This is a genomic window from Streptomyces sp. NPDC055815, assembly GCF_053616475.1.
In genome coordinates this window covers 16,432-38,351 of record NZ_JBSHDU010000055.1, presented here as the reverse complement: position 1 = coordinate 38,351, position 21,920 = coordinate 16,432, and the positions used below count along the sequence as shown (strand labels likewise).

14 protein-coding genes are annotated in these 21,920 nt (G+C 73.3%); 4 read left to right on the top strand and 10 right to left on the bottom strand.

The genetic code is table 11. The features are described from left to right. Window positions 1-12: 12 nt before the first annotated feature. Entirely contained in the window at window positions 13-525 is a 513-nt protein-coding gene (locus ACWGN5_RS29210; protein WP_453520584.1) for an Rv3235 family protein, read from the bottom strand. Window positions 526-799: 274 nt separating this feature from the next. Between ACWGN5_RS29210 and ACWGN5_RS29205 the strand changes: the two genes are divergently transcribed. Both ACWGN5_RS29205 and ACWGN5_RS29200 read left to right on the top strand, forming a co-directional pair. Then, window positions 800-1,306: a DUF6912 family protein gene (locus tag ACWGN5_RS29205; RefSeq protein WP_453520583.1), complete on the top strand. Its 507-nt coding sequence runs from the start codon at window positions 800-802 to the stop codon at window positions 1,304-1,306. A gap of 23 nt (window positions 1,307-1,329) precedes the next feature. After that, the gene (locus ACWGN5_RS29200; RefSeq protein ID WP_453520580.1) at window positions 1,330-1,986 is read left to right on the top strand and encodes an HAD family hydrolase; all 657 of its coding nucleotides are present in this window, start codon (window positions 1,330-1,332) and stop codon (window positions 1,984-1,986) included. Between the two features lie 153 nt (window positions 1,987-2,139). Here ACWGN5_RS29200 and ACWGN5_RS29195 read toward each other — a convergent pair whose 3' ends face one another. Beyond that, window positions 2,140-2,694 carry a DJ-1/PfpI family protein gene (locus tag ACWGN5_RS29195; RefSeq protein ID WP_453520579.1) on the bottom strand — a complete coding sequence of 185 codons (555 nt, stop codon included), beginning with the start codon at window positions 2,692-2,694 and terminating at the stop codon, window positions 2,140-2,142. Between the two features lie 430 nt (window positions 2,695-3,124). On the opposite strand from ACWGN5_RS29195, the gene ACWGN5_RS29190 reads away from it, so the two are divergent. Then, window positions 3,125-8,125: an NAD-glutamate dehydrogenase gene (locus tag ACWGN5_RS29190; protein WP_453520577.1), complete on the top strand. Its 5,001-nt coding sequence runs from the start codon at window positions 3,125-3,127 to the stop codon at window positions 8,123-8,125. Window positions 8,126-8,209: 84 nt separating this feature from the next. Here the strand turns inward: ACWGN5_RS29190 and ACWGN5_RS29185 are convergent, their stop codons facing one another. The 4 genes from ACWGN5_RS29185 to ACWGN5_RS29170 all read right to left on the bottom strand — a co-directional run bounded on the left by ACWGN5_RS29185 (window position 8,210) and on the right by ACWGN5_RS29170 (window position 13,273). Continuing rightward, on the bottom strand, window positions 8,210-9,943 hold the full coding sequence (locus ACWGN5_RS29185) for a serine/threonine-protein kinase (protein ID WP_453520575.1): 1,734 nt from the start codon (window positions 9,941-9,943) through the stop codon (window positions 8,210-8,212). Between the two features lie 210 nt (window positions 9,944-10,153). Further along, the gene (locus ACWGN5_RS29180; protein WP_453520573.1) at window positions 10,154-11,467 is read right to left on the bottom strand and encodes a glycosyltransferase 87 family protein; all 1,314 of its coding nucleotides are present in this window, start codon (window positions 11,465-11,467) and stop codon (window positions 10,154-10,156) included. 26 nt (window positions 11,468-11,493) lie between these two features. After that, entirely contained in the window at window positions 11,494-12,261 is a 768-nt protein-coding gene (locus ACWGN5_RS29175; protein ID WP_453520606.1) for an ABC transporter ATP-binding protein, read from the bottom strand. A gap of 94 nt (window positions 12,262-12,355) precedes the next feature. Beyond that, on the bottom strand, window positions 12,356-13,273 hold the full coding sequence (locus tag ACWGN5_RS29170) for an ABC transporter permease (protein ID WP_453520570.1): 918 nt from the start codon (window positions 13,271-13,273) through the stop codon (window positions 12,356-12,358). Between the two features lie 195 nt (window positions 13,274-13,468). Here ACWGN5_RS29170 and ACWGN5_RS29165 point away from each other — a divergent pair, with 195 nt between their 5' ends. Further along, window positions 13,469-14,068 carry a TetR/AcrR family transcriptional regulator gene (locus tag ACWGN5_RS29165; RefSeq protein WP_453520567.1) on the top strand — a complete coding sequence of 200 codons (600 nt, stop codon included), beginning with the start codon at window positions 13,469-13,471 and terminating at the stop codon, window positions 14,066-14,068. A 4-nt stretch (window positions 14,069-14,072) separates the two neighbouring features. Here the strand turns inward: ACWGN5_RS29165 and ACWGN5_RS29160 are convergent, their stop codons facing one another. The 4 genes from ACWGN5_RS29160 to ACWGN5_RS29145 all read right to left on the bottom strand — a co-directional run bounded on the left by ACWGN5_RS29160 (window position 14,073) and on the right by ACWGN5_RS29145 (window position 21,640). Continuing rightward, window positions 14,073-14,924, bottom strand: a complete 852-nt coding sequence (locus tag ACWGN5_RS29160) for a carbohydrate ABC transporter permease (protein ID WP_369144531.1) — start codon at window positions 14,922-14,924, stop codon at window positions 14,073-14,075. Continuing rightward, window positions 14,921-16,222, bottom strand: a complete 1,302-nt coding sequence (locus ACWGN5_RS29155) for a carbohydrate ABC transporter permease (RefSeq protein ID WP_453520564.1) — start codon at window positions 16,220-16,222, stop codon at window positions 14,921-14,923. The genes ACWGN5_RS29160 and ACWGN5_RS29155 overlap by 4 nt, the downstream gene beginning before the upstream one ends. Window positions 16,223-16,229: 7 nt before the next feature. Further along, window positions 16,230-17,570: an ABC transporter substrate-binding protein gene (locus ACWGN5_RS29150; protein WP_453520561.1), complete on the bottom strand. Its 1,341-nt coding sequence runs from the start codon at window positions 17,568-17,570 to the stop codon at window positions 16,230-16,232. A 131-nt stretch (window positions 17,571-17,701) separates the two neighbouring features. Next, window positions 17,702-21,640, bottom strand: coding sequence for an FHA domain-containing protein (locus ACWGN5_RS29145; protein WP_453520559.1), 3,939 nt, complete (start codon window positions 21,638-21,640; stop codon window positions 17,702-17,704). Between the last annotated feature and the right edge of the window lie 280 nt (window positions 21,641-21,920).

The following is a 21,920-nucleotide window of genomic DNA, read 5'->3' as shown; positions in this document are numbered from 1 at the left end:
CCGGCCCCTTCGTCATGGGTGGCGGGCGGCCACGCCGAGGCCGTCCAGTTCCACGGCGGCGCAGCGCCAGCGCTGGTCCTCGCCGCGCTCCAGGCGGAACGCCATGGCCCGGACGCGGGGGCCGGTCGCGATGGTCGCGAAGGCCTCGATCGCCGCGTGCGGGTGGTGCACCTGGATCGAGCAGCGGCGCAGGACCGGGCGGGGGCCGAGCGAGCGCAGGGGCGTCTCCGGGGCCAGCCGGACGAGCTGCTCGTACGCGTCTCCGACGGTGTGGCCGAGCATCCAGTGGACGGGCCGCTCCCCGCTCAGCACGGCGAGCAGGCGTTCGGCGAAGACGGTGTGCGGGGGGAGGGTGCGGGGCGGGCCGCCCTGGGCCGGGGTGTGGGGGCGGGTGCCTGTGATGCCGCGGGGACGGGCTCCGGCGGCGCCACGCGGGCGCGTGCCGGCCGGGCCGCCGGGGGCCGTGCGGGAGCGGGCGCGGGGCCGGGGGAGCGGGGAGGGCGTGGTGGTGAGCGTGGCGTTCATGGCGATCCCCTGTCGTTGCGTCACCGAGTGATACCAGTCAGTAACTTTCGTTGGGGATCTTGTACGGGGGTATGCCGAGGCCCCGCAAGGAGTCCGCGGCACCGGGGCGGCCTCGAAAACGGATCACCTATCCGGGTGGCGCGGTCGAACACCGGCTCTCCGGCGGGTCGGCGGGCGGCCTTCCGCGGTGGACGGACGGCATGTCAGGGCCGCCGCCCCGAAGGGGGACTCCGCACGTATCCTGAGGGCCCTGCGTCTACGAAAGCGGCCTGCCATGCGCGTCTACGTCCCTCTGACCCTCCCCGGTCTCGCACAGGCGCACAAGGCGGGCGAGCTGGGTCCCGGTCCGCTGACCGCCTACGCCGTCACGCCCGCGCTGCGCGAGTGGTACGTCTCCGACGACATCGAGGAGCTGGAGTACGCGGCGCTCAACCGGGCCGCCTCCGCCTCCCTGCGGCTCCTCGCCGGCGACCCCGAGGCGCCCCGGCGCCGGATCGTCGTCGCCGTCGACGTGGCCGACAAGAACGCGACCGTCGACCCCGACCGCGGGCTCGACGCCGCCTCCATCGGCGAGGTCCGCGTCGCCGGAGCCGTACCGCTGGCCAAGGCCGCGGCCGTGCACGCCGACGCGGACGACGCCGAGGCGGACGTCACGGCCGCGGCGGACGCGCTCGGGGCGGCGGACCAGGGCGACGACGACGCGCAGTTCGTCGTCGACGGGGCCGAGGACCACGAGCTGCTCTGGTTCGGGGTGCAGGAGATCCCCTCCCTGCTCGGCTGAGTCCCCGGGTACCGTCTCTCCTCATGGGGAAGCACGGAAAACACCTGGTCTGGGACTGGAACGGCACACTGCTCGACGACATCGGCGCGGTGATCGGCGCGACGAACGCGGCCTTCCTGGAGCTGGGGCTCGAAGAGATCACGCTGGAGCGGTACCGCGAGCTGTACACGGTGCCGGTGCCGAGGTTCTACGAGCGGATCATGGGGCGGCTGCCGACGGACGAGGAGTGGACCGTCATGGACGGGACCTTCCACCGGCACTACTGGGAGCGGGCCGAGTCCTGCGGGCTCACCGCGGGGGCGGCGGAGCTGCTCCTCGCGCGGCAGGAGGCCGGGTTCACGCAGTCGCTGCTGTCGCTCGCGCCGCATGCGCATCTTGTGCCGCTCGTGCGGCGGTACGGGATCGCGGAGCGGTTCGTTCGCATGGACGGGCGGGTGGATGCGTCGACCGAGGGGAAGTCGGGGCACATGGTGCGGCATCTTGCCGCGCTGGGTGTTGCGGCGGAACGGGTCGTCGTCATCGGGGATGCCGCTGATGATGCCGTGGCGGCGGCGCATGTGGGGGCGCGGGCGGTGCTTTACACCGGGGGGTCGCACAGTCGGGCTTCGTTGTCGCGGGTGGGGGTGCCCGTCGTCGACTCGCTGGAAGAGGCCGTCGCTGTGGCGGAGGAGCTCGTCTGACGGACGCTGTCCGGTGGTGGGCGGGCGGACCGGCCGGGTGCGGCTCGGTGGGTGGTTTGTGCCCACCCGTTCCGCCCTGGGGGTCCCCCCGGACGAAGTCTGGGGGAGGAACGCATGCCCACAAACCACCGACGCCCGCCCACAACGGGGTCGCTAGCCCTTCGCGCGGAGGACCTTCAGAAATTCGCGCATCCAGGTGGGGTGGTCCGGCCAGGCCCGGGAGGAGACCAGGAGGCCGTCCACGACCGCCGCGGTGTCCTGGAACGTCGCTCCCGCCGCCTGCATGTCGAGCTCCAGGGCCGGATAGGCCGTGACGCGGCGGCCCTCAAGGCCGCCGATCGCCGCCGTCAGGAGCGGGCCGTGGCAGATCTGGGCCACCGGCTTGTCGGCGTCGAAGAAGGCCTTGAGGATCTTCCGGAGCTCCGGGTCGTTGCGCAGGTACTCCGGCGCCCGGCCGCCCGGGATCACCACCGCCACGTACGCGCCCGGGTCGACCTCCGAGAAGGCCAGGTCGGCGGGCCAGGTGTAGCCCGGCTTCTCCGTGTACGTGTCGTAGCCCGGTTCGAAGTCGTGGACGACGAAGCGGAGCGTCTTGCGGGCCGGGGCCGCGATGTCGACCTCGTACCCCTCCTCCAGAAGCCGCTGGTAGGGGTACATCACCTCCAGCGACTCGGCCGCGTCCCCGGTCACGATCAGGATCTTCGCCATGGCTCTCCCAGATCACAGATGGTCGGTCTGTCGTGCTGTGCCCATGCTTGCGCACCCGGTGCCTCCGGCGTGGGGGTTTGCCGAGGAGACACGTGTCGCTGTCCATATCGTCAAACTTCCCCCGCTCTTTTGTACGCATACGGCTCATGACGGTTCGGGGGTCGGGAGCGATAGGCTTTTGCCGTGATCAGCGCGATACGCCAGGGGGGCAGTGAAGCCCCCGGCTGCCGCCCGGACCGCGACAGCGGCCGGGCCGACCGTGCGTTCGCCGATCCTCTCCGTCCGGGCGTGCCGCGTTCCGTGGCCGATAACGACCTGGGCATCTCTCATCCGGGCATAACGTCGACTTCGACCGGAATCACCGCGTCGTGGCGTTGTGTCCTTTCTTCCACCGACGTCACGCAACGGCGCGCGACAGGAGTCAGAGGACATGCAGACCAAGCTGGACGAAGCAAAGGCCGAGCTGCTCGAGAGGGCCGCTCGCGTAGCTGAGCACAGCCCGGTCGGGGGGCGACTTCCGACGGGCCCGGAGGGCTCTGGGGAGCGTCCGGACCGGGACACCGTGCTCGATTACCTCCAGCGCTACTACCTGCACACCGCGCCCGAGGACCTCGCCGACCGCGACCCGGTCGACGTGTTCGGCGCCGCGCTCTCTCACTACCGCCTCGCGGAGAACCGCCCGCAGGGCACCGCGAACGTGCGCGTCCACACCCCGACGGTGGAGGAGAACGGCTGGACCAGCAGCCACTCCGTCGTCGAGGTCGTCACCGACGACATGCCGTTCCTCGTCGACTCGGTCACCAACGAGCTGTCCCGCCAGGGCCGCGGCATCCACGTCGTGATCCACCCGCAGGTCCTCGTCCGCCGTGACATCGCCGGGAAGCTCATCGAGGTCCTGTCGGCGCAGATCCCGGGCGAGCTGCCGCACGACGCGCTGAACGAGTCCTGGATCCACGTCGAGATCGACCGCGAGACCGACAAGGCCGACCTCAAGCAGATCACCAACGACCTGCTGCGCGTCCTGTCCGACGTCCGCGAGACCGTCGAGGACTGGGAGAAGATGCGCGATGCCGCCCTGCGCATCGCCGACGGCCTCGCCGACGAGCCCACCGCCTCCGACCTGCGCCCGACCGAGGTGGAGGAGGCGCAGGAGCTGCTGCGCTGGCTCTCCGACGACCACTTCACCTTCCTCGGCTACCGCGAGTACGAGCTGGTCAACGGCGACGCCCTGTCCGCCGTCCCCGGCACCGGCCTCGGCATCCTGCGCTCCGACCCGCAGCACGGCGCCGACGACGAGGGCCACCACGCCCACCCCGTCTCGCCCTCCTTCAGCCGGCTGCCCGCCGACGCCCGCGCCAAGGCGCGCGAGCACAAGCTGCTGATCCTGACCAAGGCCAACAGCCGGGCGACCGTGCACCGCCCCTCGTACCTCGACTACGTCGGCGTGAAGAAGTTCGACGCCGAGGGCAACGTCATCGGCGAGCGCCGCTTCCTCGGCCTCTTCTCGTCCGCCGCCTACACCGAGTCCGTCCGCCGGGTCCCCGTCGTCAAGCGCAAGGTCCAGGAGGTCCTCGCGGGCGCCGGCTTCTCGCCGAACAGCCACGACGGCCGCGACCTGCTCCAGATCCTGGAGACCTACCCGCGCGACGAGCTCTTCCAGACCCCGTCCGACCAGCTGCGGTCCATCGTCACCAGCGTCCTGTACCTCCAGGAGCGCCGCCGGCTGCGGCTCTACCTGCGCCAGGACGAGTACGGCCGCTACTACTCGGCCCTCGTCTACCTGCCGCGCGACCGCTACACCACCCGCGTCCGGCTGCGGATCATCGACATCCTGAAGGAGGAGCTCGACGGCACCAGCGTCGACTTCACCGCCTGGAACACCGAGTCGATCCTGTCCCGGCTGCACTTCGTCGTCCGCGTCAAGCCCGGCACCGAGCTGGCCAAGCTCACCGACGCCGACGTCGACCGCATCGAGGCCCGGCTCGTCGACGCCGCCCGCTCCTGGGCCGACGGCTTCGGCGAGGCCCTCAACGCCGAGTGCGGCGAGGAGCGTGCCGCCGAGCTGCTCCGCCGCTACGGCAACGCCTTCCCCGAGGGCTACAAGGCCGACCACTCGCCGCGCGCGGCCGTCGCCGACCTGGTCCACCTGGAGGCCCTCGCCAGCAGCGGCAAGGACTTCGCGCTCTCCCTGTACGAGCCCGTCGTCGCCGGCCCCGGCGAGCGCCGCTTCAAGATCTACAAGACGGGCGACCAGATCTCCCTCTCCGCCGTCCTGCCGGTCCTCAACCGGCTCGGCGTCGAGGTCACCGACGAGCGCCCGTACGAGCTGCGCTGCTCCGACCGCACCCACGCCTGGATCTACGACTTCGGTCTGCGGATGCCGGCCACCACGGGCAACGGCGGGGACTACCTCGCCGACGACGCCCGCGAGCGCTTCCAGGAGGCCTTCGCCGCCACCTGGACCGGCGAGGCCGAGAACGACAACTTCAACTCCCTCGTCCTCTCCGCCGGGCTCAACTGGCGCGAGGCGATGGTGCTCCGCGCCTACGCCAAGTACCTGCGCCAGGCCGGCTCGACCTTCAGCCAGGACTACATGGAGGACACCCTCCGCAACAACGTCCACACCACCCGGCTGCTGGTCAACCTCTTCGAGGCCCGCATGGCGCCGGAGCGCCAGCGCGCCGGCACCGAGCTGATCGACGCGCTCCTCGAAGAGCTCGACGCCGCCCTCGACCAGGTCGCGAGCCTCGACGAGGACCGGATCCTGCGGTCCTTCCTCACCGTCATCAAGGCCACGCTGCGGACCAACTTCTTCCAGAGCGCCAGCGAGGGAAGCGGTAAGGGGGGTCAGACCACGGCCGACGGCAAGCCGCACGCCTACGTGTCGATGAAGTTCGACCCGCAGGCCATCCCCGACCTGCCGGCCCCGCGCCCCGCCTTCGAGATCTGGGTGTACTCCCCGCGCGTCGAGGGCGTCCACCTGCGCTTCGGCAAGGTCGCCCGAGGCGGCCTGCGCTGGTCCGACCGCCGTGAGGACTTCCGTACCGAGATCCTCGGCCTGGTCAAGGCGCAGATGGTGAAGAACACCGTCATCGTGCCCGTCGGCGCCAAGGGCGGCTTCGTCGCCAAGCAGCTCCCGGACCCGACCGTGGACCGCGACGCCTGGCTGGCCGAGGGCATCGCCTCGTACAAGACCTTCATCTCGGCCCTCCTCGACATCACCGACAACCTGGTCGCGGGCGAGGTCGTGCCGCCGGTCGACGTGGTCCGCCACGACGAGGACGACACGTACCTCGTGGTCGCCGCCGACAAGGGCACCGCCACCTTCTCCGACATCGCCAACGGCGTCGCGGAGTCGTACGGCTTCTGGCTCGGCGACGCCTTCGCCTCCGGCGGCTCCGCCGGCTACGACCACAAGGGCATGGGCATCACCGCCCGCGGCGCCTGGGAGTCCGTCAAGCGGCACTTCCGCGAGCTGGGCCACGACACCCAGACCGAGGACTTCACCGTCGTCGGCGTCGGCGACATGTCCGGCGACGTCTTCGGCAACGGCATGCTGCTCTCCGAGCACATCCGCCTGGTCGCCGCCTTCGACCACCGCCACATCTTCATCGACCCGAACCCGGACGCGGCCGTCTCGTACGCCGAGCGCCGCCGGCTCTTCGACCTGCCGCGCTCCTCGTGGGCGGACTACGACACCTCGCTGCTCTCCGCGGGTGGCGGCATCCACCCCCGCAGCGCCAAGTCCATCCCGGTCAACGCGCAGATGCGGGCCGCCCTCGGCATCGAGGACGGCGTCACCAAGATGACCCCGGCCGACCTGATGAAGACGATCCTCCAGGCGCCCGTCGACCTGCTGTGGAACGGCGGCATCGGCACGTACGTGAAGTCCTCGGCCGAGTCCAACGCCGACGTCGGCGACAAGGCCAACGACGCCATCCGCGTCGACGGCCAGGACGTCCGCGCCCAGGTCATCGGCGAGGGCGGCAACCTCGGCGCGACCCAGCTGGGCCGCATCGAGTTCGCCCGCGCCGGCGGCCCCGAGGGCCAGGGCGGCAAGGTCAACACCGACGCCATCGACAACAGCGCCGGCGTCGACACCTCCGACCACGAGGTCAACATCAAGATCCTGCTCAACGGGCTCGTCGCCGAGGGCGACATGACCGTCAAGCAGCGCAACAAGATCCTCGCCGAGATGACGGACGAGGTCGGCCGGCTCGTCCTGCGCAACAACTACGCGCAGAACACCGCCCTGGCCAACGCCGTCGCCCAGTCGCCGTCCCTGCTCCACGCCCACCAGCGCTTCATGCGCCGCCTGGGCCGCGACGGGGCCCTCGACCGCTCCCTGGAGTTCCTGCCCAACGACCGGCAGATCCGCGAGCTCCTCAACAACGGCCGGGGCCTGAGCCAGCCCGAGCTCGCCGTCCTCCTCGCGTACACCAAGATCACGGTGGCCGACGAGCTGATCGGTACGGAGCTGCCGGACGACCCGTACCTGCGCGGGCTGCTCCACGCGTACTTCCCGACGCTGCTGCGCGAGAAGTTCGCCGAGGCCGTCGACGGCCACGCCCTGCGCCGCGAGATCATCACGACGGTCCTGGTCAACGACACCGTCAACACCGGTGGCTCGACCTTCCTGCACCGCCTCCGCGAGGAGACCGGCGCGTCCATCGAGGAGATCGTCCGCGCGCAGACCGCCGCCCGGGTCGTCTTCCGCCTCGGCCAGGTCTGGGACGCCGTCGAGGCCCTCGACAACGTGGTGCCGGCCGACGTCCAGACCCGGATGCGGCTGCACTCCCGCCGGCTCGTCGAGCGCGGCACCCGCTGGCTGCTCAACAACCGGCCGCAGCCGCTCCAGCTCACCGAGACCATCGAGTTCTTCGCCGACCGCGTCGAGGAGGTCTGGGCCCAGCTGCCGCAGCTGCTGCGCGGCGCGGACCTGGAGTGGTACCAGTCGATCCTGGAGGAGCTGACCGAGGTCGGCGTGCCGGAGGAGCTCGCGCTGCGGGTCGCCGGCTTCTCCTCCGCCTTCCCGACGCTCGACATCGTCGCGATCGCGGACCGCATGGGCAAGGAGCCGCTCGCGGTCGCCGAGGTCTACTACGACCTGGCCGACCGGCTGCGGATCACCGACCTCATGGACCGGATCATCGAGCTGCCGCGCAGCGACCGGTGGCAGTCGATGGCCCGCGCCTCGATCCGCGAGGACCTCTTCGCGGCGCACGCGGCGCTGACCGCCGACGTCCTGACGGTCGGCAACGGCACCACGAGCCCCGAGGAGCGGTTCAAGGCCTGGGAGGAGAAGAACGCGGCGATCCTGGGCCGCGCGCGGACGACCCTGGAGGAGATCCAGGGCTCGGACACCTTCGACCTGGCGAACCTGTCGGTCGCGATGCGGACGATGCGGACGCTGCTCCGTTCGCACAGCTGATCCGTGCCTGAGGAAGGGCCCCGCCGGTGTTCCGGCGGGGCCCTTCCCCGTGTTCCGGCGGGGTCGGGCGTCCGTCGTCTCCGCCTAGAGCTTCCAGACGGTGAGCTTGGCGAAGTAGTTCGGCAGGTCGTTCTCGGCGTTCTTGGTGATCTTGGTGATCTCCAGCATCGCGAGCTTGTCGTCGCTGGTCTTTCCGCACAGGAGGGTGCCCACGGGGATCTCCTCGCGGAGCTTCTCGGCCTCGATCTCCTGGGGGAGGACATCGCCCTGGGAGCCCTCCAGGCACAGCTGGGCGGTCTTTCCGGTGCTCTTGCCCATGCCGCTGGGGAACTCCCAGCGTCCGCCGGAGACCTCGTTCATGATCAGTTCTGAGTCGTAGCGGTTGAAGTCGCCGGTGCCCTTGATCTCGGGGACGTCGAGGTCGACCCCGGCGATCTCCGGTTCGGCGGGCGCGCGCAGGGCGAACGGCCGCTCCGTGATGATCTTGGTGTACCCGCCGTCGGCGGCCGGCGTCGGGGCGGTGGTCTTCGGGGCGGTGCTCGGCGGGGCCGAGGTGGGGCCGGGCGTTCCGCCGGCGGTCGGCGTGGTGCCGCCGCGGGCGTCGTCGCCGCCGTCCCCGTCGCCGCCGAAGCTCTGGGCGACGCGCCAGGTGCCGGCGACCAGGAGGACGGCGACCGTCACCGCGACCGCGATCTGCGTCTGCCGGCGCGGGGAGGGCGAGGGGGAGGTCGCGGGGGCGGGTGGGCCGTACGAGGCGGGCGCGGGCCCGAAGCCCGGCGGCGGCGGGGCGAAGGTGTGGGTCGCCGCTTCGGCGGTCGGCGGCGCGAAGGCCTGCGCCGGGTCGGTGCCGGGCGGCGGGGTGGCGTCTCGCAGGGTCGGCTCATGGGTCGGCGGACCGGGCTGCGGGTTGGTCCCATGGGAGGGGTCGGCAGCGGTGGGCCCAGTGCCGCCGGGGGCCGTCGCCGGGGGCGGCATGGTCGGTGCGTCGGCCGGGCCGGTGCCGTCGGTCGCCCGTACGCGGCGGTCGACGGCCGCCGCCACCGGGGCCGGAAGCCAGTCGCCGAGCGCGGTCAGCGGGCGTCCCGCGGCGCGCTCGCACCAGTCGGTCAGCTCGGCGGGGGTGATCCGGTCCGCCGGGTCGGCGGTGAGGCAGCGCTCCAGGAGCGGGCGCAGCTCCGTCGGGTAGCCGTCGAGGTCCGGGGGCCGCAGGGCGGTGTTGGCGATCCGGGTGCCCACGGTGAAGGCCCCGCCGTCGCCGTAGGGGTGGCGTCCGGTGGCGGCGACGGCCGCGATCAGACCGAGGGAGAAGACGTCGCCGGCCGGGGTGACCGGCTCGCCGAGGGCGTGCTCCGGCGACATGTACTGCGGGGTGCCGATGATCCGCCCGCTGCGGGTGATCTGGGTGGCGTCGGCGGCGCGGGCGATGCCGAAGTCGATGACGTACGGGCCGGTCGGGGCGAGCATGATGTTGCTCGGCTTCAGGTCGCGGTGGACGACCCCGGCGGCGTGGATCGAGGTCAGGGCCCGGGCCGCGCAGCCGACGAGCGGGAAGACGGAGCTCAGCGGCAGCGCCCCGAAGGCGCCGAGCGCGTCGTGCAGCGCGATGCCCGGGACGAAGGCGGAGGCCAGCCACGGGGAGGCGCCCGAGGTGTCGTGGTCGACCACCGGCACCAGGTGGTATCCCTGCACCCGGCGGGCGGCCTGCACCTCCTGCTCGAAGCGCTGCCGGAACTCGGGGTCCTGGCCGTGCTCGCGCAGGATCAGTTTCAGGGCGACGGGCTGGCCGCCGCGTGTGTGCGACAGGTAGACGGTGCCCATGCCGCCCGCGCCGAGCCGGGCGACCAGCCGGTATCCGGCGACCTCCCGCGGATCCTCGGGACCCAGGGGCGTGAGTGTGTCGTCGACGCCGGTACCGATGAGAGCCTCCCCCGCTCTTCCCGCCGCTGCCGCAGCCGGGTGCGGACAGCGCTTTCCGAACGAGAGTACGGCACGGTGGAGTTCGCCAACTTCCCGTCTTCCCCGGTGGATTCACTCGGCGGGCGGTGCGCCGGTCGTGGAGGTCCACAGCCGGCGGGCGGCCAGCAGGGCCGCGGCGAGGAGCAGGGCGTTGCGGAGCACCATGACCGCCACGCCGGTGGGGGTGCCGAGGATGACCTCGTCGTAGAGGACGGGGTACGCGAGGGAGCTCAGCGCGGCCGCCGGGAGGAGCAGCAGGGCGACCGGGCGCATCACGGTGTCGCGTGAGGTCAGGCAGGCGGCGGCGAGGCCGAGCAGCCAGATCATGTACTGGGGGCTGATCACCCGGCTGGTGACGGTGAAGAGCAGGACGGCGGCGAGGGCCGCGTCGAGCGGGGTGGCGGGGGTCCAGCGGCGGGCCTGGAGGCGCCACAGGAGCAGCCAGCCGAAGGCGATGACGGTGAGCAGCAGGGCGAGGTGCCCGAGGCTGGAGACGTACGGGCCGACGTACTCGAAGGCCCCGTAGCGGAACTCGACCCTGCCCGGCCAGACGCCGGTGGCCTGGGCGACCGCGAGGGCCGTGCCGCCCAGGGACTCGATCTGGATGCCGCGGCTGCCCTGCTGGCGCAGGAAGCCGAGCGAGCCGGAGAAGAACAGCGCGAGGGTGGCGAGGAGCGCGAGCGCGGTGACGGCGGCGGCGGTCCAGGCCTCGCGGGTGGTACGGCCCCGGGGGGTGCCGATCAGGGCGAGCGCCGGCCACACCTTGACCATGGCGCCGATCCCGGCGAGCGCCCCGCCGAGCTGGTGGCCGGCGGTGGAGCGGGCGCCCAGGGCGAGGAGGGCGAGCACGGCGAGGGCGGTGGCCTGGACGTCGTACCGGGCGAGCGGGAGGTGGAGGAGGAGGGGGAGGCCGCAGACCCAGACCCAGGTGCCGTGGGTGAGGCGGGCGCTGTCGGCGCGGGCGAGGGCGAGGGTGACGAGGGCGTCGGCGAGGAGGGTGAGGGTGACGAAGGCCTGGAAGTAGCTGAGCCAGGGGAGGATGCCCGGCGACATGATCACGAGGCCCGCGCCGGGCGGGTACTGCCAGGTGACGTCGCCGGGCGGGAAGGTGCCGTCGGCGAACTTCCCGTACCAGTGCTGGTAGAGGGCGACCTCGCGGGCCACCCCGCCGATGCCGAGGTCGTCGCGGGCGAGGAGCAGGAGCATGCCGGCCCGGGTGAGGAGCCAGACGGCGGCGAGGGCGAGGTGGGGGCCGCGGCCGACGGTGACGAAGGTGGCGGAGGTGAAGGTGTCCGAGTCGAAGGGGGACCCGGTGAGGGCGGGGGGGTCGCTCGCCGAGCGGGGTGGCGACGCGAGGGGGTCCGGCTGCGGGTGATCGTTCGTCATCCCACCGCACTTTAGACCGCTATGTCTTATTTGTTGGCCTTCTGTGCGTCCGGCTTGGCCGTGAACTCCTCGTATGCCGCCACGACCTCCTTCGCCGGGCCGTCCATCCGCAGCGTGCCCGCCTCCAGCCACAGCGCCCGCTCGCAGGTCTCCGTGATCGTGGAGTTCGAGTGGCTGACCAGGAAGACCGTGCCCGCCTCCGCCCGCAGCTCGTCGATCCGCTGCTGGCTGCGGCGGCGGAAGCGCGCGTCGCCGGTCGACAGGGCCTCGTCGATGAGGAGCACGTCGTGGCTCTTGGCTGCGGCGATGGCGAAGCGCAGCCGGGCGCCCATCCCGGAGGAGTACGTCCGCATCGGGCGGGAGATGGCGTCGTCCTTCTCGTTGATGCCGGAGAAGTCGACGATCTCGTCGTAGCGCTCGCGGACCTCCGTGCGGCTCATGCCCATCGCGAGCCCGCCCAGGATCACGTTCCGCTCGCCGGTCAGATCGTTCATCAGGGCCGCGTTGACGCCGAGCAGGGAGGGCTGTCCGTGGGTGTGGATCGCGCCCCGGTCGACCGGCTGGAGGCCCGCGATGGCCTTCAGGAGGGTGGATTTCCCACTGCCGTTCGAACCGATCAGGCCAATTGCCTCGCCCCGGTACGCGACGAAGCTGACGCCCTTCACGGCATGGACCCGCCGGGCCGTCGGAGCCGTACCGCGCCGCATGATCCGGCCGAGCGCGGCCGTGGCGCCGCCCCGGCCGCCCGGGTGTCCGCCGTGCACGGTGTACGTGATGTGGACGCCGTCGGCGATGACGGTGGGGGTTCCCTGCGCCTGCTGCTGTGCGTGCTGCTGTGCGTGCTGCTGTGCGTGCTGCTGTGCGTGCTTCTGTGCGTGTTTCTGTGCGTCAGCCACGGCCGTACGTCTCCTCCGCCTTCCAGAACCAGATGAAACCGCCCGCGAAGGCCAGCACGGCCCAGCCGACCGCCAGCGCCCACACGTGCGGCGGCAGCTGTGTCCTCGTGTAACTCTCGATCAGGGCGAAGCGCATCAGGTCGATGTAGACCGCCGCCGGGTTGCACTGGAGCGCGAGGACCACGGCCTCCGGGAAGCGGCCGCCGCGCGCCAGGTTCTGGATCGACCACATCGCGCCCGAGGCGTACATCCAGGTCCGGAGCACGAACGGCATCAGCTGGCTGATGTCCGGGGTGCGGGCCGCGACCCGGGCCAGGGCGAGGGCGACGCCCGTGCTGAACAGCGCCTGGCAGAACAGCGCGGGGACCGCGAGCAGCCAGCTCCAGGTGGGGAACTCCCCGAAGCAGACCAGCATCACGACCAGCACGGCGAGCGAGAACAGCAGCTGCTGGAGCTGCTGGAACGCGAGCGAGATCGGCAGGCTGGCGCGCGGGAAGTGCAGGGCGCGGACCAGGCCCAGATTGCCGCTGATCGCCCGGGTGCCGGCCTGGGCCGTGTTGGCCGTGAAGGTCCACACGAAGATGCCGGTCACCAGGAAGGGGATGTAGTCGGGCACCCCGCTCTTCGCGTTCATCAGGACGCCGAAGATCAGGTAGTACACGGCCGCGTTGAGGAGCGGGGTCGCCACCTGCCAGACCTGGCCGAGGCGCGCCTGGCTGAACTGGGCGGTGAGGCGGGCGGTCGCGAAGGCGGCGATGAAGTCGCGGCGGGACCAGAGCTGCCGGACGTAGGCGGGGAGCGAGGGGCGGGCGCCGCTGACGCTCAGGCCGTGGCGGCGGGCGAGGGCGGTGAGGTCCTCCTGCTCCGCGGGGGTGGCCTGCTGCACGGGCGGGGCGAGGGTCAAGGTCACGGGCGGGCGCTTTCGACGAGGGGTGCGGGGGCGCGGGCGTGCCGGTCCCGGCGTGCGGGGGCCGGGCGCGTGATGCCGTCGGCGATGGAACGGGTCCGTATCGTCGCTACGGGGACAGTAGGACGCCCGGACGTCGGAACGCAACCGTCTCGTCGTAACGCCGCCGGGATGTCGAGGTTGGCTAGGATGCCGTCCATGACCGATCCGACCCCCCGCCGCGCCCCCGCCGGAGCCGCCGTACTCCGCGAGGACGTGACCGAGGCCATCCGCGCCGCCGTCTTCGAGGAGCTCGCGGCCGTCGGCTACGCCCGGATGTCCATCGAGGGCATCGCGCGCCGCGCGGGAGTCGGCAAGACGGCCGTCTACCGGCGCTGGAAGTCCAAGCTCGCCCTCGTCCTCGACCTCGTCGGCGCCTTCGCCGCCCAGGGCCTGCCGGCCCCCGCCAGCGGCTCCCTGTACGGGGACGTGCGCGCCCTCCTCGAAGTGGCCTCGCATGCCCTGCGGCACCCGGTCGCCTCCCAGGTCATCCCCGACCTGCTCGTCGAGGCCGCCCGGCACCCCGAGATCGCCGAGACCGTCAAGGCCGTGCTGCTCGACGGGCAGCAGGGCGTCATGACCCAGGTCGTCCGCGAGGCCGTCGCGCGCGGCGAACTCCCCGAGGGCACCGACCCGGGCAAGGCCCTCGACCTGGTCGTCGGCCCGCTCTACTGGCGCCTCGTCGTCGTCCGTACGCCCCTGCCGAAGGGGTACGCGGACGAGCTCGCGCGCGCGGCGGTCGCGGCGCTCACGAGCTGAGGCCCTACTTCACCGCGCCCGCCATCACCCCGGACGCGAACTGTCGCTGGAACGCGAAGAACACCACCAGCGGCACCACCATCGACACGAACGCCCCCGGCGCGAGCACGTCCACGTTGTTGCCGAACTGGCGCACCTGCTGCTGCAGCGCCACCGTGATCGGCGGGGACTGCGAGTCCGCGAAGATCAGCGCGATCAGCATGTCGTTCCACACCCACAGGAACTGGAAGATCCCCAGCGAGGCGATCGCCGGACCGCCCAGCGGCAGCACCACGCGCGTGAAGAGCCGGATCTCGCCCGCCCCGTCGAGCCGCGCCGCCTCCAGGAGCTCGCGCGGGATCTCCGCGAAGAAGTTCCGCAGCAGGAAGATCGCGAACGGCAGGCCGAAGGCCGTGTGGAAGAGGACCACTCCGGCCGTCGTCTCGAACAGCCCCACCGCGCCGAACAGCTTCGACACCGGCACCAGGGCCACCTGCACCGGGACCACGAGCAGCGCCACCACGCCCAGGAACCACCAGTCCCGGCCCGGGAACTCCAGCCACGCGAAGGCGTAACCGGCGAGTGAGCCGATGAGCAGGACGAGGAGGGTGGCCGGGACGGTGATCAGGACGGTGGAGACGAGCGAGCCGGTGATCGTGTCGTTCGCGAGGAGCCGGCCGTAGTTCTCGGTGGTCAGCTGGGCCGGGGCCGTGAACACCTGCCACCAGCCGCTCGCCGCGATGTCGGAGGGCGAGCGGAGCGAGGAGAGCAGCAGCCCGACCGTCGGCAGCAGCCAGAACAGGCCGGTCAGGAGCAGGAAGACCCGGACGGCTCCGCCCGTCACACGCGCCGAGGCCCTTGCCGCGAAGCCCTTCATCGACGGGACTCCCTTCGGATGCGGCGGATGTTGACCACCATCACCGGCAGCACCAGCAGGAGCAGCACGACGGAGATCGCCGAGCCGACCCCGAGATCCGCGTCCGTGCCGAACGACGAGCGGTACAGCTGGAGCGCCAGCACGTTCGCGTCGTCCTGTGCCGAACCCGGCGCGATGACGAAGACCAGGTCGAAGACCTTGAGCACGTTGATCATCAGCGTGACGAGGACGACCACGAGGACCGGCGCGAGCAGCGGCACCGTGATCCGCCGGAACACCTGCCACTCGTTCGCCCCGTCCACCCGCGCCGCCTCCAGGAGCTCGCGCGGTACGGCCGCGAGCCCGGCGCCGATCAGGACCATCGCGAACCCGGCCCACATCCACACGTACGCCCCGATGACGGCCGGGGTGACGAGCGAGGGGCCCAGCCACTCCACGCCGTTGTACTGCTCCCGGAAGTTGCTCGCGGGCAGCCGCAGCACGGCTCCGTCGGCGCGGTCGGCGGGCAGGCTGAAGCTGCCGTCGGCCGCCGCCGTGGCCGTGGCGACCACCTTCCCGTCCCGTACGGCCTCGATCCGCAGCCCCTTAAGGCCCAGCTCCTTCGGGTCGACCGCGTTCGGCTTCCCGCCGCCGCCCCGGGTGAAGTCCAGCCAGGCCGTTCCGGTGATCTCCGCGCCGGAGCCGGTGGGCGCGTGCGCCGGGCGGGCGTCCTGCGGCATCCGCGCCGGAGCCACCCCGACCAGCGGCAGCAGCACCGGCACCCCCGCCCGTACCGGCTCCTTCGTCTCGTACGCGCCGCCGCCGGCCCGCTTCAGCGGGTGCACGGGCAGCGGGCGGGCCTTCGGGAAGCCGGAGGACTCGGCGAAGGTGTCGTGGACGCCGACCCAGACGGCGTTGGCCACCCCGCGGTCCGGGTCCTGCTCGTAGACGAGCCGGAAGATGATCCCCGCGGCCAGCATCGAGATCGCCATCGGCATGAAGACGACCAGCTTGAACGCCGTCCCCCAGCGGACGCGTTCGGTGAGCACCGCGAAGACCAGACCGAGCGCGGTGGCCACCGCCGGGGCCACGAGCAGCCAGATCAGGTTGTTGCGGACGGCGGTGCGGAGCGAGTCGTCGGTGACGAGCGCCAGGTAGTTGTCGAGGCCGACGAAGGACGAGTCCGAGCGGTCGAAGAGCGACCGCCGGACGGAGTACCCGATCGGGTAGACGACGAGCGCGCCGAGGAGGAGCAGGGCGGGCAGCAGGAAACCCGCCGCCACGACCCTGGTCCTGGGCCTGGTCCCGGTGGCCGGCATGTCGGCCTCAGCCCTTGTAGGCCTTCGCCGCGTCCGCCTCCAGGCGCGCCTGCGTCCCCGCGATGTCCTTCGGGTTCTTCAGGAAGTCCTGGAGCGCCTTCCACTCGCCCTTGCCCGGCGTCCCGCCGAAGGACTGCGGCATCTGGTCCGACATGTCGAAGCGGAAGTCGTCCCCGGCGCCGATGAGCGCCTTGGCGATCTCGCGCTGGACGTCGTTCGGGTACGCCGCCGGGTCCAGGTTCTTGTTGGGGGAGAGGAACCCGCCCTCGGCCGCCCAGATCTTCGCCGCGTCCGGGGAGGCCAGGAAGGCGAGCAGCGCCTGCGCACCCTTCGTGTCCTTCAGGGCCACGGCCGCGTCGCCGGCCGTCACCACCGGCGCCGTGCCCGCGTCACCGACCTTCGGGAACGGGAAGACCTTCGCGTCCTTCCCGATCTCCGCCTTCGTCTGGGCGATGTTGACGGCCGCGAAGTCGCCCTCGAAGACCATCGCCCCCTTGGGCTGGTCGCCGCCCGTGAAGGCCTGGGTGACCGAGGCCGGGTACTCCGTCTGCAGCGCGCCTTCGGGGCCGCCCGCGATCAGCGTCCGGTTGCCGAAGAGCTCGGCGAGCGTCTTCAGGGCGGCCGCGACGGACGGGTCCGTCCACTTGATCTCGTGCTTCGCCAGCTGGTCGTACTTGGCCGGTCCCGCCTGCGACAGGTAGACGTTCTCGAACCAGTCGGTGAGGGTCCAGCCGTCCGCGCCGCCGATCGAGACCGGGGTCACGCCGGAGGCCGAGATCGTCTCGGCGGTGGCGAGGAACTCCTTCCAGGTCTTCGGCTCGGCGGCGCCCGCGCCGTCGAACACGGCGGTGTTGTACCAGACCAGGGACTTGTTGGCGGCCTTGAAGTACACCCCGTACTGGGTGCCGTCCACCGCGCCGAGCTCCTGCCAGCCGCGCGAGTAGTTCGCCGCCAGCTGGGCCTTGGCGTCCGGGCCGACCGGCTTCAGCCACTTCTGGGCGGCGGCCTGCTGGATCGCGCCCACCTGCGGGAGCATCGCCACGTCGGGCGGCGAACCGCCGGCGATCTTCGTACCGAGGAAGTTCACGATCGGGTCCTGCGCGGGCACGAAGGTGACCGTGGCGCCGGTGCGCTTCTCGAACTCCTTCAGGACCTTGGCGAAGTTCTCCTGCTCGGGGCCCGTCCAGACGGCGGCGACCTCGATCCTCTCGCCCTTGAGGGAGAGTTCGCGGTCGGGCGCGGGCTGTGGGTCCTTCGCGCTCTCGCCGCCGCAGCCCGCGAGGGCGACGAGGGCGGCGAGCGTCGTTAACGTCACTGCGGCCTTGCGTGGACGAAGAGTTGTACGCATCGCTGCCCCGTCTCTCCCGTGCGCTTCGCTGTCCGTCCGACAGGTCTACGCCGGGCCGCGGGGCCCCGCAATACCGCCTTCCGCGTCCTGGGCGGTCATGTGTGCGATTGTGATGCCCTCGTGACGTACCGTCAGCCGTGCGTGGCCGGGGTGAGCGGGGGCACGGGCGTCGCCTCGACCGAACGCGCGGCCCGGTCGAGCGCGCTCGCCAGGAGGGCCAGGTCCGTCGGCCCGTTGCCCAGCTCGCGGACCGGGCGACGGGTCGGCGGGTCGCCCATCCGCTCCCACTCCAGCGGGACCACCGTCGGGCGGAGCGTCGCCGTCCGGGGGATCCGGCCCGTGACGCGGCCCGCCTGGAAGGGGGTCACCCGGCCGTCCGGATGCCCGAGCCGGCCCCGCCCGGCCGCCGGCACGTCCGGGCCCGCCGCCACCGGGGGCGGGTCGAGCACGATCCGCAGCCGGGCCCCGTGGGCCAGCTCCGTGTCGGCGGTCCTGTCCGGGCGCGCCGACGTCGCGACGAGGTGCACCCCGAGCCGCTCACCGTTCCGCGCGACGGCCTCCAGGGCCCGCACGACGGACCCGGCGGCGGGCCGGCCGGGGGCGCCGAGCGCGGGCGCGACCAGGGCGTCGAAGTCGTCGACGAGCACGACGAGCCGCGGCAGCGCCCGCGCGGACGCCTGCTCGCCGGGGCCGGTCCGGGGGACCCGCGCACCGGCGTCCTCGGCGGAGGGGTGCGGGATCCGGCCACTGGCGTTGTCGGCGCCGGGGTACGGGACGCGGCCGCTGGTGCGGGCGGTGACGTCGTCGGCGGTGGGGTAGGGGACCCGGCCGCTGGTGCGGCTGGTCACGTCGTCCGCGTTCGGGTACGGGACGCGGCCGCTCGACCGGCCCGTCACGTCGTCCGTGTTCGGGTACGGGACCCGGCCGCTCGACCGGCCCGTCACGTCGTCCGCACCCGCCGCGCGCGGCACGCGGCCGCTCGGGTGGTCCGAAAGGTCCCCGTCGCCGGTGCGGAGGGTCCGGCTGCTCGGGCGCTCGTCGAGGGCCCCGCCCTCGCGCCGCGGCAGCCGCCCGCTGGGCGTGTCGGCGAGGAACGCGCCCCCGCCGGACCGCTCGTTCGGCAACCCGTCCCCGGCCCGCGGGACGCGCCCGCTGGACCGGTCGCTCAGCTCACCCGTACGAGCGACGCGGCCGCTCGGGCGGTCGCTGAGATCACCGGCCCGGGGGACCCGCCCGCTCGGGTGATCCGTGAGATCACCGGAAACGCGCCCGCTGGCACGGCTGTTGAGGTCGTCGGCGCCGGGGTAGGGAACGCGGCCGCTGGAGCGACCGGTGACGTCGTCGGCGCCGGGGTGCGGGACTCGGCCGCTCGTGCGGGTGTTGACGTCGTCGGCGCCCGGGTACGGCACGCGGCCGCTGGAGCGGGTGGTGACGTCTCCCGTGCTCGGGTGCGGGAGACGGCCGCTGCCGCGGCCCTGTACGTCGTCCGCGCCCTGGTACGGGGCCCGGGCGTTCGGAAGGGCGCCGATCGGGCCGTCGCCCGTGCGGAGCGTGCGGCCGCTCGGGCGGTCCGTCAGGTCGCCGGCGTCCGGGACGCGGGCCGTCGCGCGGGCGCCCTGCGGCACGGATTCCGCCGCGCTCGGGGCGCGCTGACCGATCAGCCGGTCGGCGGCCCGCGCCACCCCCCGGCGGTCGGCGAAGTGGGCGTCGCCCAGGAGCTCCGCCCTGCGCTTCAGCTCGGCGCCCAGCGCCTGCGCGAACTCCCGCATCCGTACCGGGTCCGAGGCCACCAGGTGCTCGGTGACGTGCGGCAGCTCCGTACAGACCGCGAGGCCCTCGCCGCGCTCCCCGCCCGCGCCGTCCACGAGGAGCAGGCCCAGCCGGTCCGGGCGGCCGCCCGCCGCGAGGGAGGCGGCGATCGAGCGGAGCAGCTCCGTGCGCCCGCTGCCCGCCGGGCCCTCGATCAGCAGGTGCGGACCCTCCGCCGTGAGGTCCACGGACAGCGGGCCGCGCGGGCCCGCGCCCAGGACCGCCGTGCCGTCCCCTGCCGAGGCCCAGCGGGCCATCAGGGAGGCGGGCGTGGCCCGGGCGAGCCCGAGTTCGTCCAGCAGGCGGGAGGAAGGGGGCAGCGCGGCCGCTCGGGTGCCCGGGGCCGCCGCCGTCTCGGGGCGCAGCGGGGCGAGGGCCCGGCCGAACCGCTCGGCCCAGGCGACGGAGACCGCGTCGACGACGCCGACGGTGCCGTGGCCGGCCAGCCGCCCGCCGGAGGTCCGGAGCAGCCGCAGCGCCGTCGCCACGTCGCCGCTGAGGAGCGCGGCGGCCCCGCACTCGCGGAAGGCGAGGGAAGCGGCGCACGCGGCCTCGTACGTGGCGGCCACCGGCGAGTCCGGCGTGGCGGCGGGGGCCTCGGCGAGGCACAGCAGGTGGATGCCGGCCGCCGCGCCGACGCCCGCGAGGCGCGCGACCGTCTCGCGCAGGGCCGCCGAACCGGGGTCGCCGTCGACGATCACGACCGTCGTCGGCCCGTCGTGGCGGGCCGCGGCCTCGGCGACGGACGCGCGGTCGGCGCTGGGCCAGCCGGGGCCGAGCGGGCCGTCGTCGAGGCGCCGGGTCAGCTCGGCCGTACGGGCCTGGGCCTGCTCGCGGTCGTACGCCAGGAGCAGCCGGCAGTCCTGGCCGTGGGCGGGCCGGACGTGCGGGAGCCAGCCGAGCCAGCCCCAGGCGCGGCGGCGCGCCTCCAGGGGCCGGTTCCGGTCGGCGCTGATGAGCACGATCTCCAGGTCGGAGGGGGAGTGCAGGGCGGCGAGCTGGGCCACGACCGAGCGCGCGAGCCCGGTGAGCCGGTCGCCGGGGCCGGCCAGGCCGAGGGATCCGGCCTCGCGGAGGCCGACGGTGACGGGCACGCCGGAGAGTTCGGCGCGGTCGGTGGTGCCGAGCCGGACCACCAGGGACTCGGGGTGGTCCTGGGTCCGCTCCCAGAGCCGGGGGCCGGGGCCGAGGGCGGTGAGCAGGACGGTGGCCGGGTCGGGCCAGGTGTCGGCGCCCGGTACGGGGCCGGGGGCGCCGGCCCGCGCGCCGGGGCCGGTCCAGGTGTGGGCGTGCGTGTCCGGCGAGGAGTGGGTGGCGTGGGCGTCGGTGGCCGGGGGCTCCTCGCGGCCGCCCGCGAGGCGCCGGGCCCAGGCGCCGAGCCCGCGCTTGCCGCCGCCGCGCGCGGACGCGGCGGGCGTCGTGGGCGTCTCGCCCCGGTCCCGGGTCCTGCCGTGCGGCTCGCCGCCGTCGTGGAGGGAGATACCGGGGTCTCCCGCGTGCGCGTGGCCCCCGTCGTAGACCTCGCCGTACGCGATGCCGCGCGCCCCGCCGTGGGTGGCGTCGTCCGCCGGTCCCACCGGCTCGGGCCGGTCCGGCAGGTCCGTCGCGTGCGCGACGCGCAGGTGGCCCTCGCCGTCCGGGGCCGTCCCCACCACGTCCGTGGCCTCGGTGGTGCCGCCGGGGCCCGTCAGGCGGAGGGCGGACTCGCCGAGGCGCAGCAGCGCGCCCGGGCGGAGGGGGACGGGGCGGTCGTCGACGGGCACGCCGTCGAGCGTCGTCCCGTTCGTGGAGCCGTGGTCGGCGACCGTGACCCGGCCGTCCTGGCCGACGGTCACCGTGCAGTGGGAGCGGGAGACGTCCGGGTCGTCGAGCGGCACGTCGGCGTCGACGGAACGGCCGATTCTGATCGTTCCGCCGTGCAGCAGGTGCACCCCGCCCGCGTCGGGGCCCGCCACCACGTGCAGCCGGGCCGCGGCCGCCTCGTCGGCCCGGTCGTCCGGTCCCGGGACCTGGAGGGAGAGGACCGCGCCGTCGACCAGCGGGGGTTCGCCGAGCACGCAGCGTCGGTTGTCGAGCCGCTCCGCGCCCGCGTAGAGCACGGTGGTGCCCGAGGCGGAGGTCTCGGGGCCGGTGACGGCGGCGGCGAGGTTCGAGGCCACGGCGGCGAGGGCCGTCCCGGCGGGGGCCGTGACGAGCACGTCGCAGGCGCGCCCGGCGCCGTGGCCGGCGTACGGCGCGAGGACGGTCAGCCGGATCTGCATCGCCGTCAGCGGTCCCTTCTGCGCGAGCTGGCCCGGCAGGGGGGAACCGCCCTGTGTCTCCCCCCACCCGGCACGGACGCGTCGCCCGGTACAGGTCGGCACGGCGCGGGGGCTCCCGACCCCGTCGATGCGACGTGCTGTAGGCATCCTCGCACCTGCCACCGACAACACGCCCGCGGGTCGGCCACAAGTGATCTTGAATGGTCGGCGGTGGACGAGAAATAGCCTGGTTGGGCATGCCTTCGGAGCATGCGTGGCAACCGTCGACCCCTGTGGAGCG

Excerpts from the sequence above, each read along its gene's own strand:
- ACWGN5_RS29210 (WP_453520584.1), bottom strand. The coding sequence starts at position 525 with ATGAACGCCACGCTCACCACCACGCCCTCCCCGCTCCCCCGGCCCCGC.
- ACWGN5_RS29205 (WP_453520583.1), top strand. The coding sequence starts at position 800 with ATGCGCGTCTACGTCCCTCTGACCCTCCCCGGTCTCGCACAGGCGCAC.
- ACWGN5_RS29200 (WP_453520580.1), top strand. The coding sequence starts at position 1,330 with ATGGGGAAGCACGGAAAACACCTGGTCTGGGACTGGAACGGCACACTG.
- ACWGN5_RS29195 (WP_453520579.1), bottom strand. The coding sequence starts at position 2,694 with ATGGCGAAGATCCTGATCGTGACCGGGGACGCGGCCGAGTCGCTGGAG.
- ACWGN5_RS29190 (WP_453520577.1), top strand. The coding sequence starts at position 3,125 with ATGCAGACCAAGCTGGACGAAGCAAAGGCCGAGCTGCTCGAGAGGGCC.
- ACWGN5_RS29185 (WP_453520575.1), bottom strand. The coding sequence starts at position 9,943 with ATGGGCACCGTCTACCTGTCGCACACACGCGGCGGCCAGCCCGTCGCC.
- ACWGN5_RS29180 (WP_453520573.1), bottom strand. The coding sequence starts at position 11,467 with ATGACGAACGATCACCCGCAGCCGGACCCCCTCGCGTCGCCACCCCGC.
- ACWGN5_RS29165 (WP_453520567.1), top strand. The coding sequence starts at position 13,469 with ATGACCGATCCGACCCCCCGCCGCGCCCCCGCCGGAGCCGCCGTACTC.
- ACWGN5_RS29160 (WP_369144531.1), bottom strand. The coding sequence starts at position 14,924 with ATGAAGGGCTTCGCGGCAAGGGCCTCGGCGCGTGTGACGGGCGGAGCC.
- ACWGN5_RS29155 (WP_453520564.1), bottom strand. The coding sequence starts at position 16,222 with ATGCCGGCCACCGGGACCAGGCCCAGGACCAGGGTCGTGGCGGCGGGT.
- ACWGN5_RS29150 (WP_453520561.1), bottom strand. The coding sequence starts at position 17,570 with ATGCGTACAACTCTTCGTCCACGCAAGGCCGCAGTGACGTTAACGACG.
- ACWGN5_RS29145 (WP_453520559.1), bottom strand. The coding sequence starts at position 21,640 with ATGCAGATCCGGCTGACCGTCCTCGCGCCGTACGCCGGCCACGGCGCC.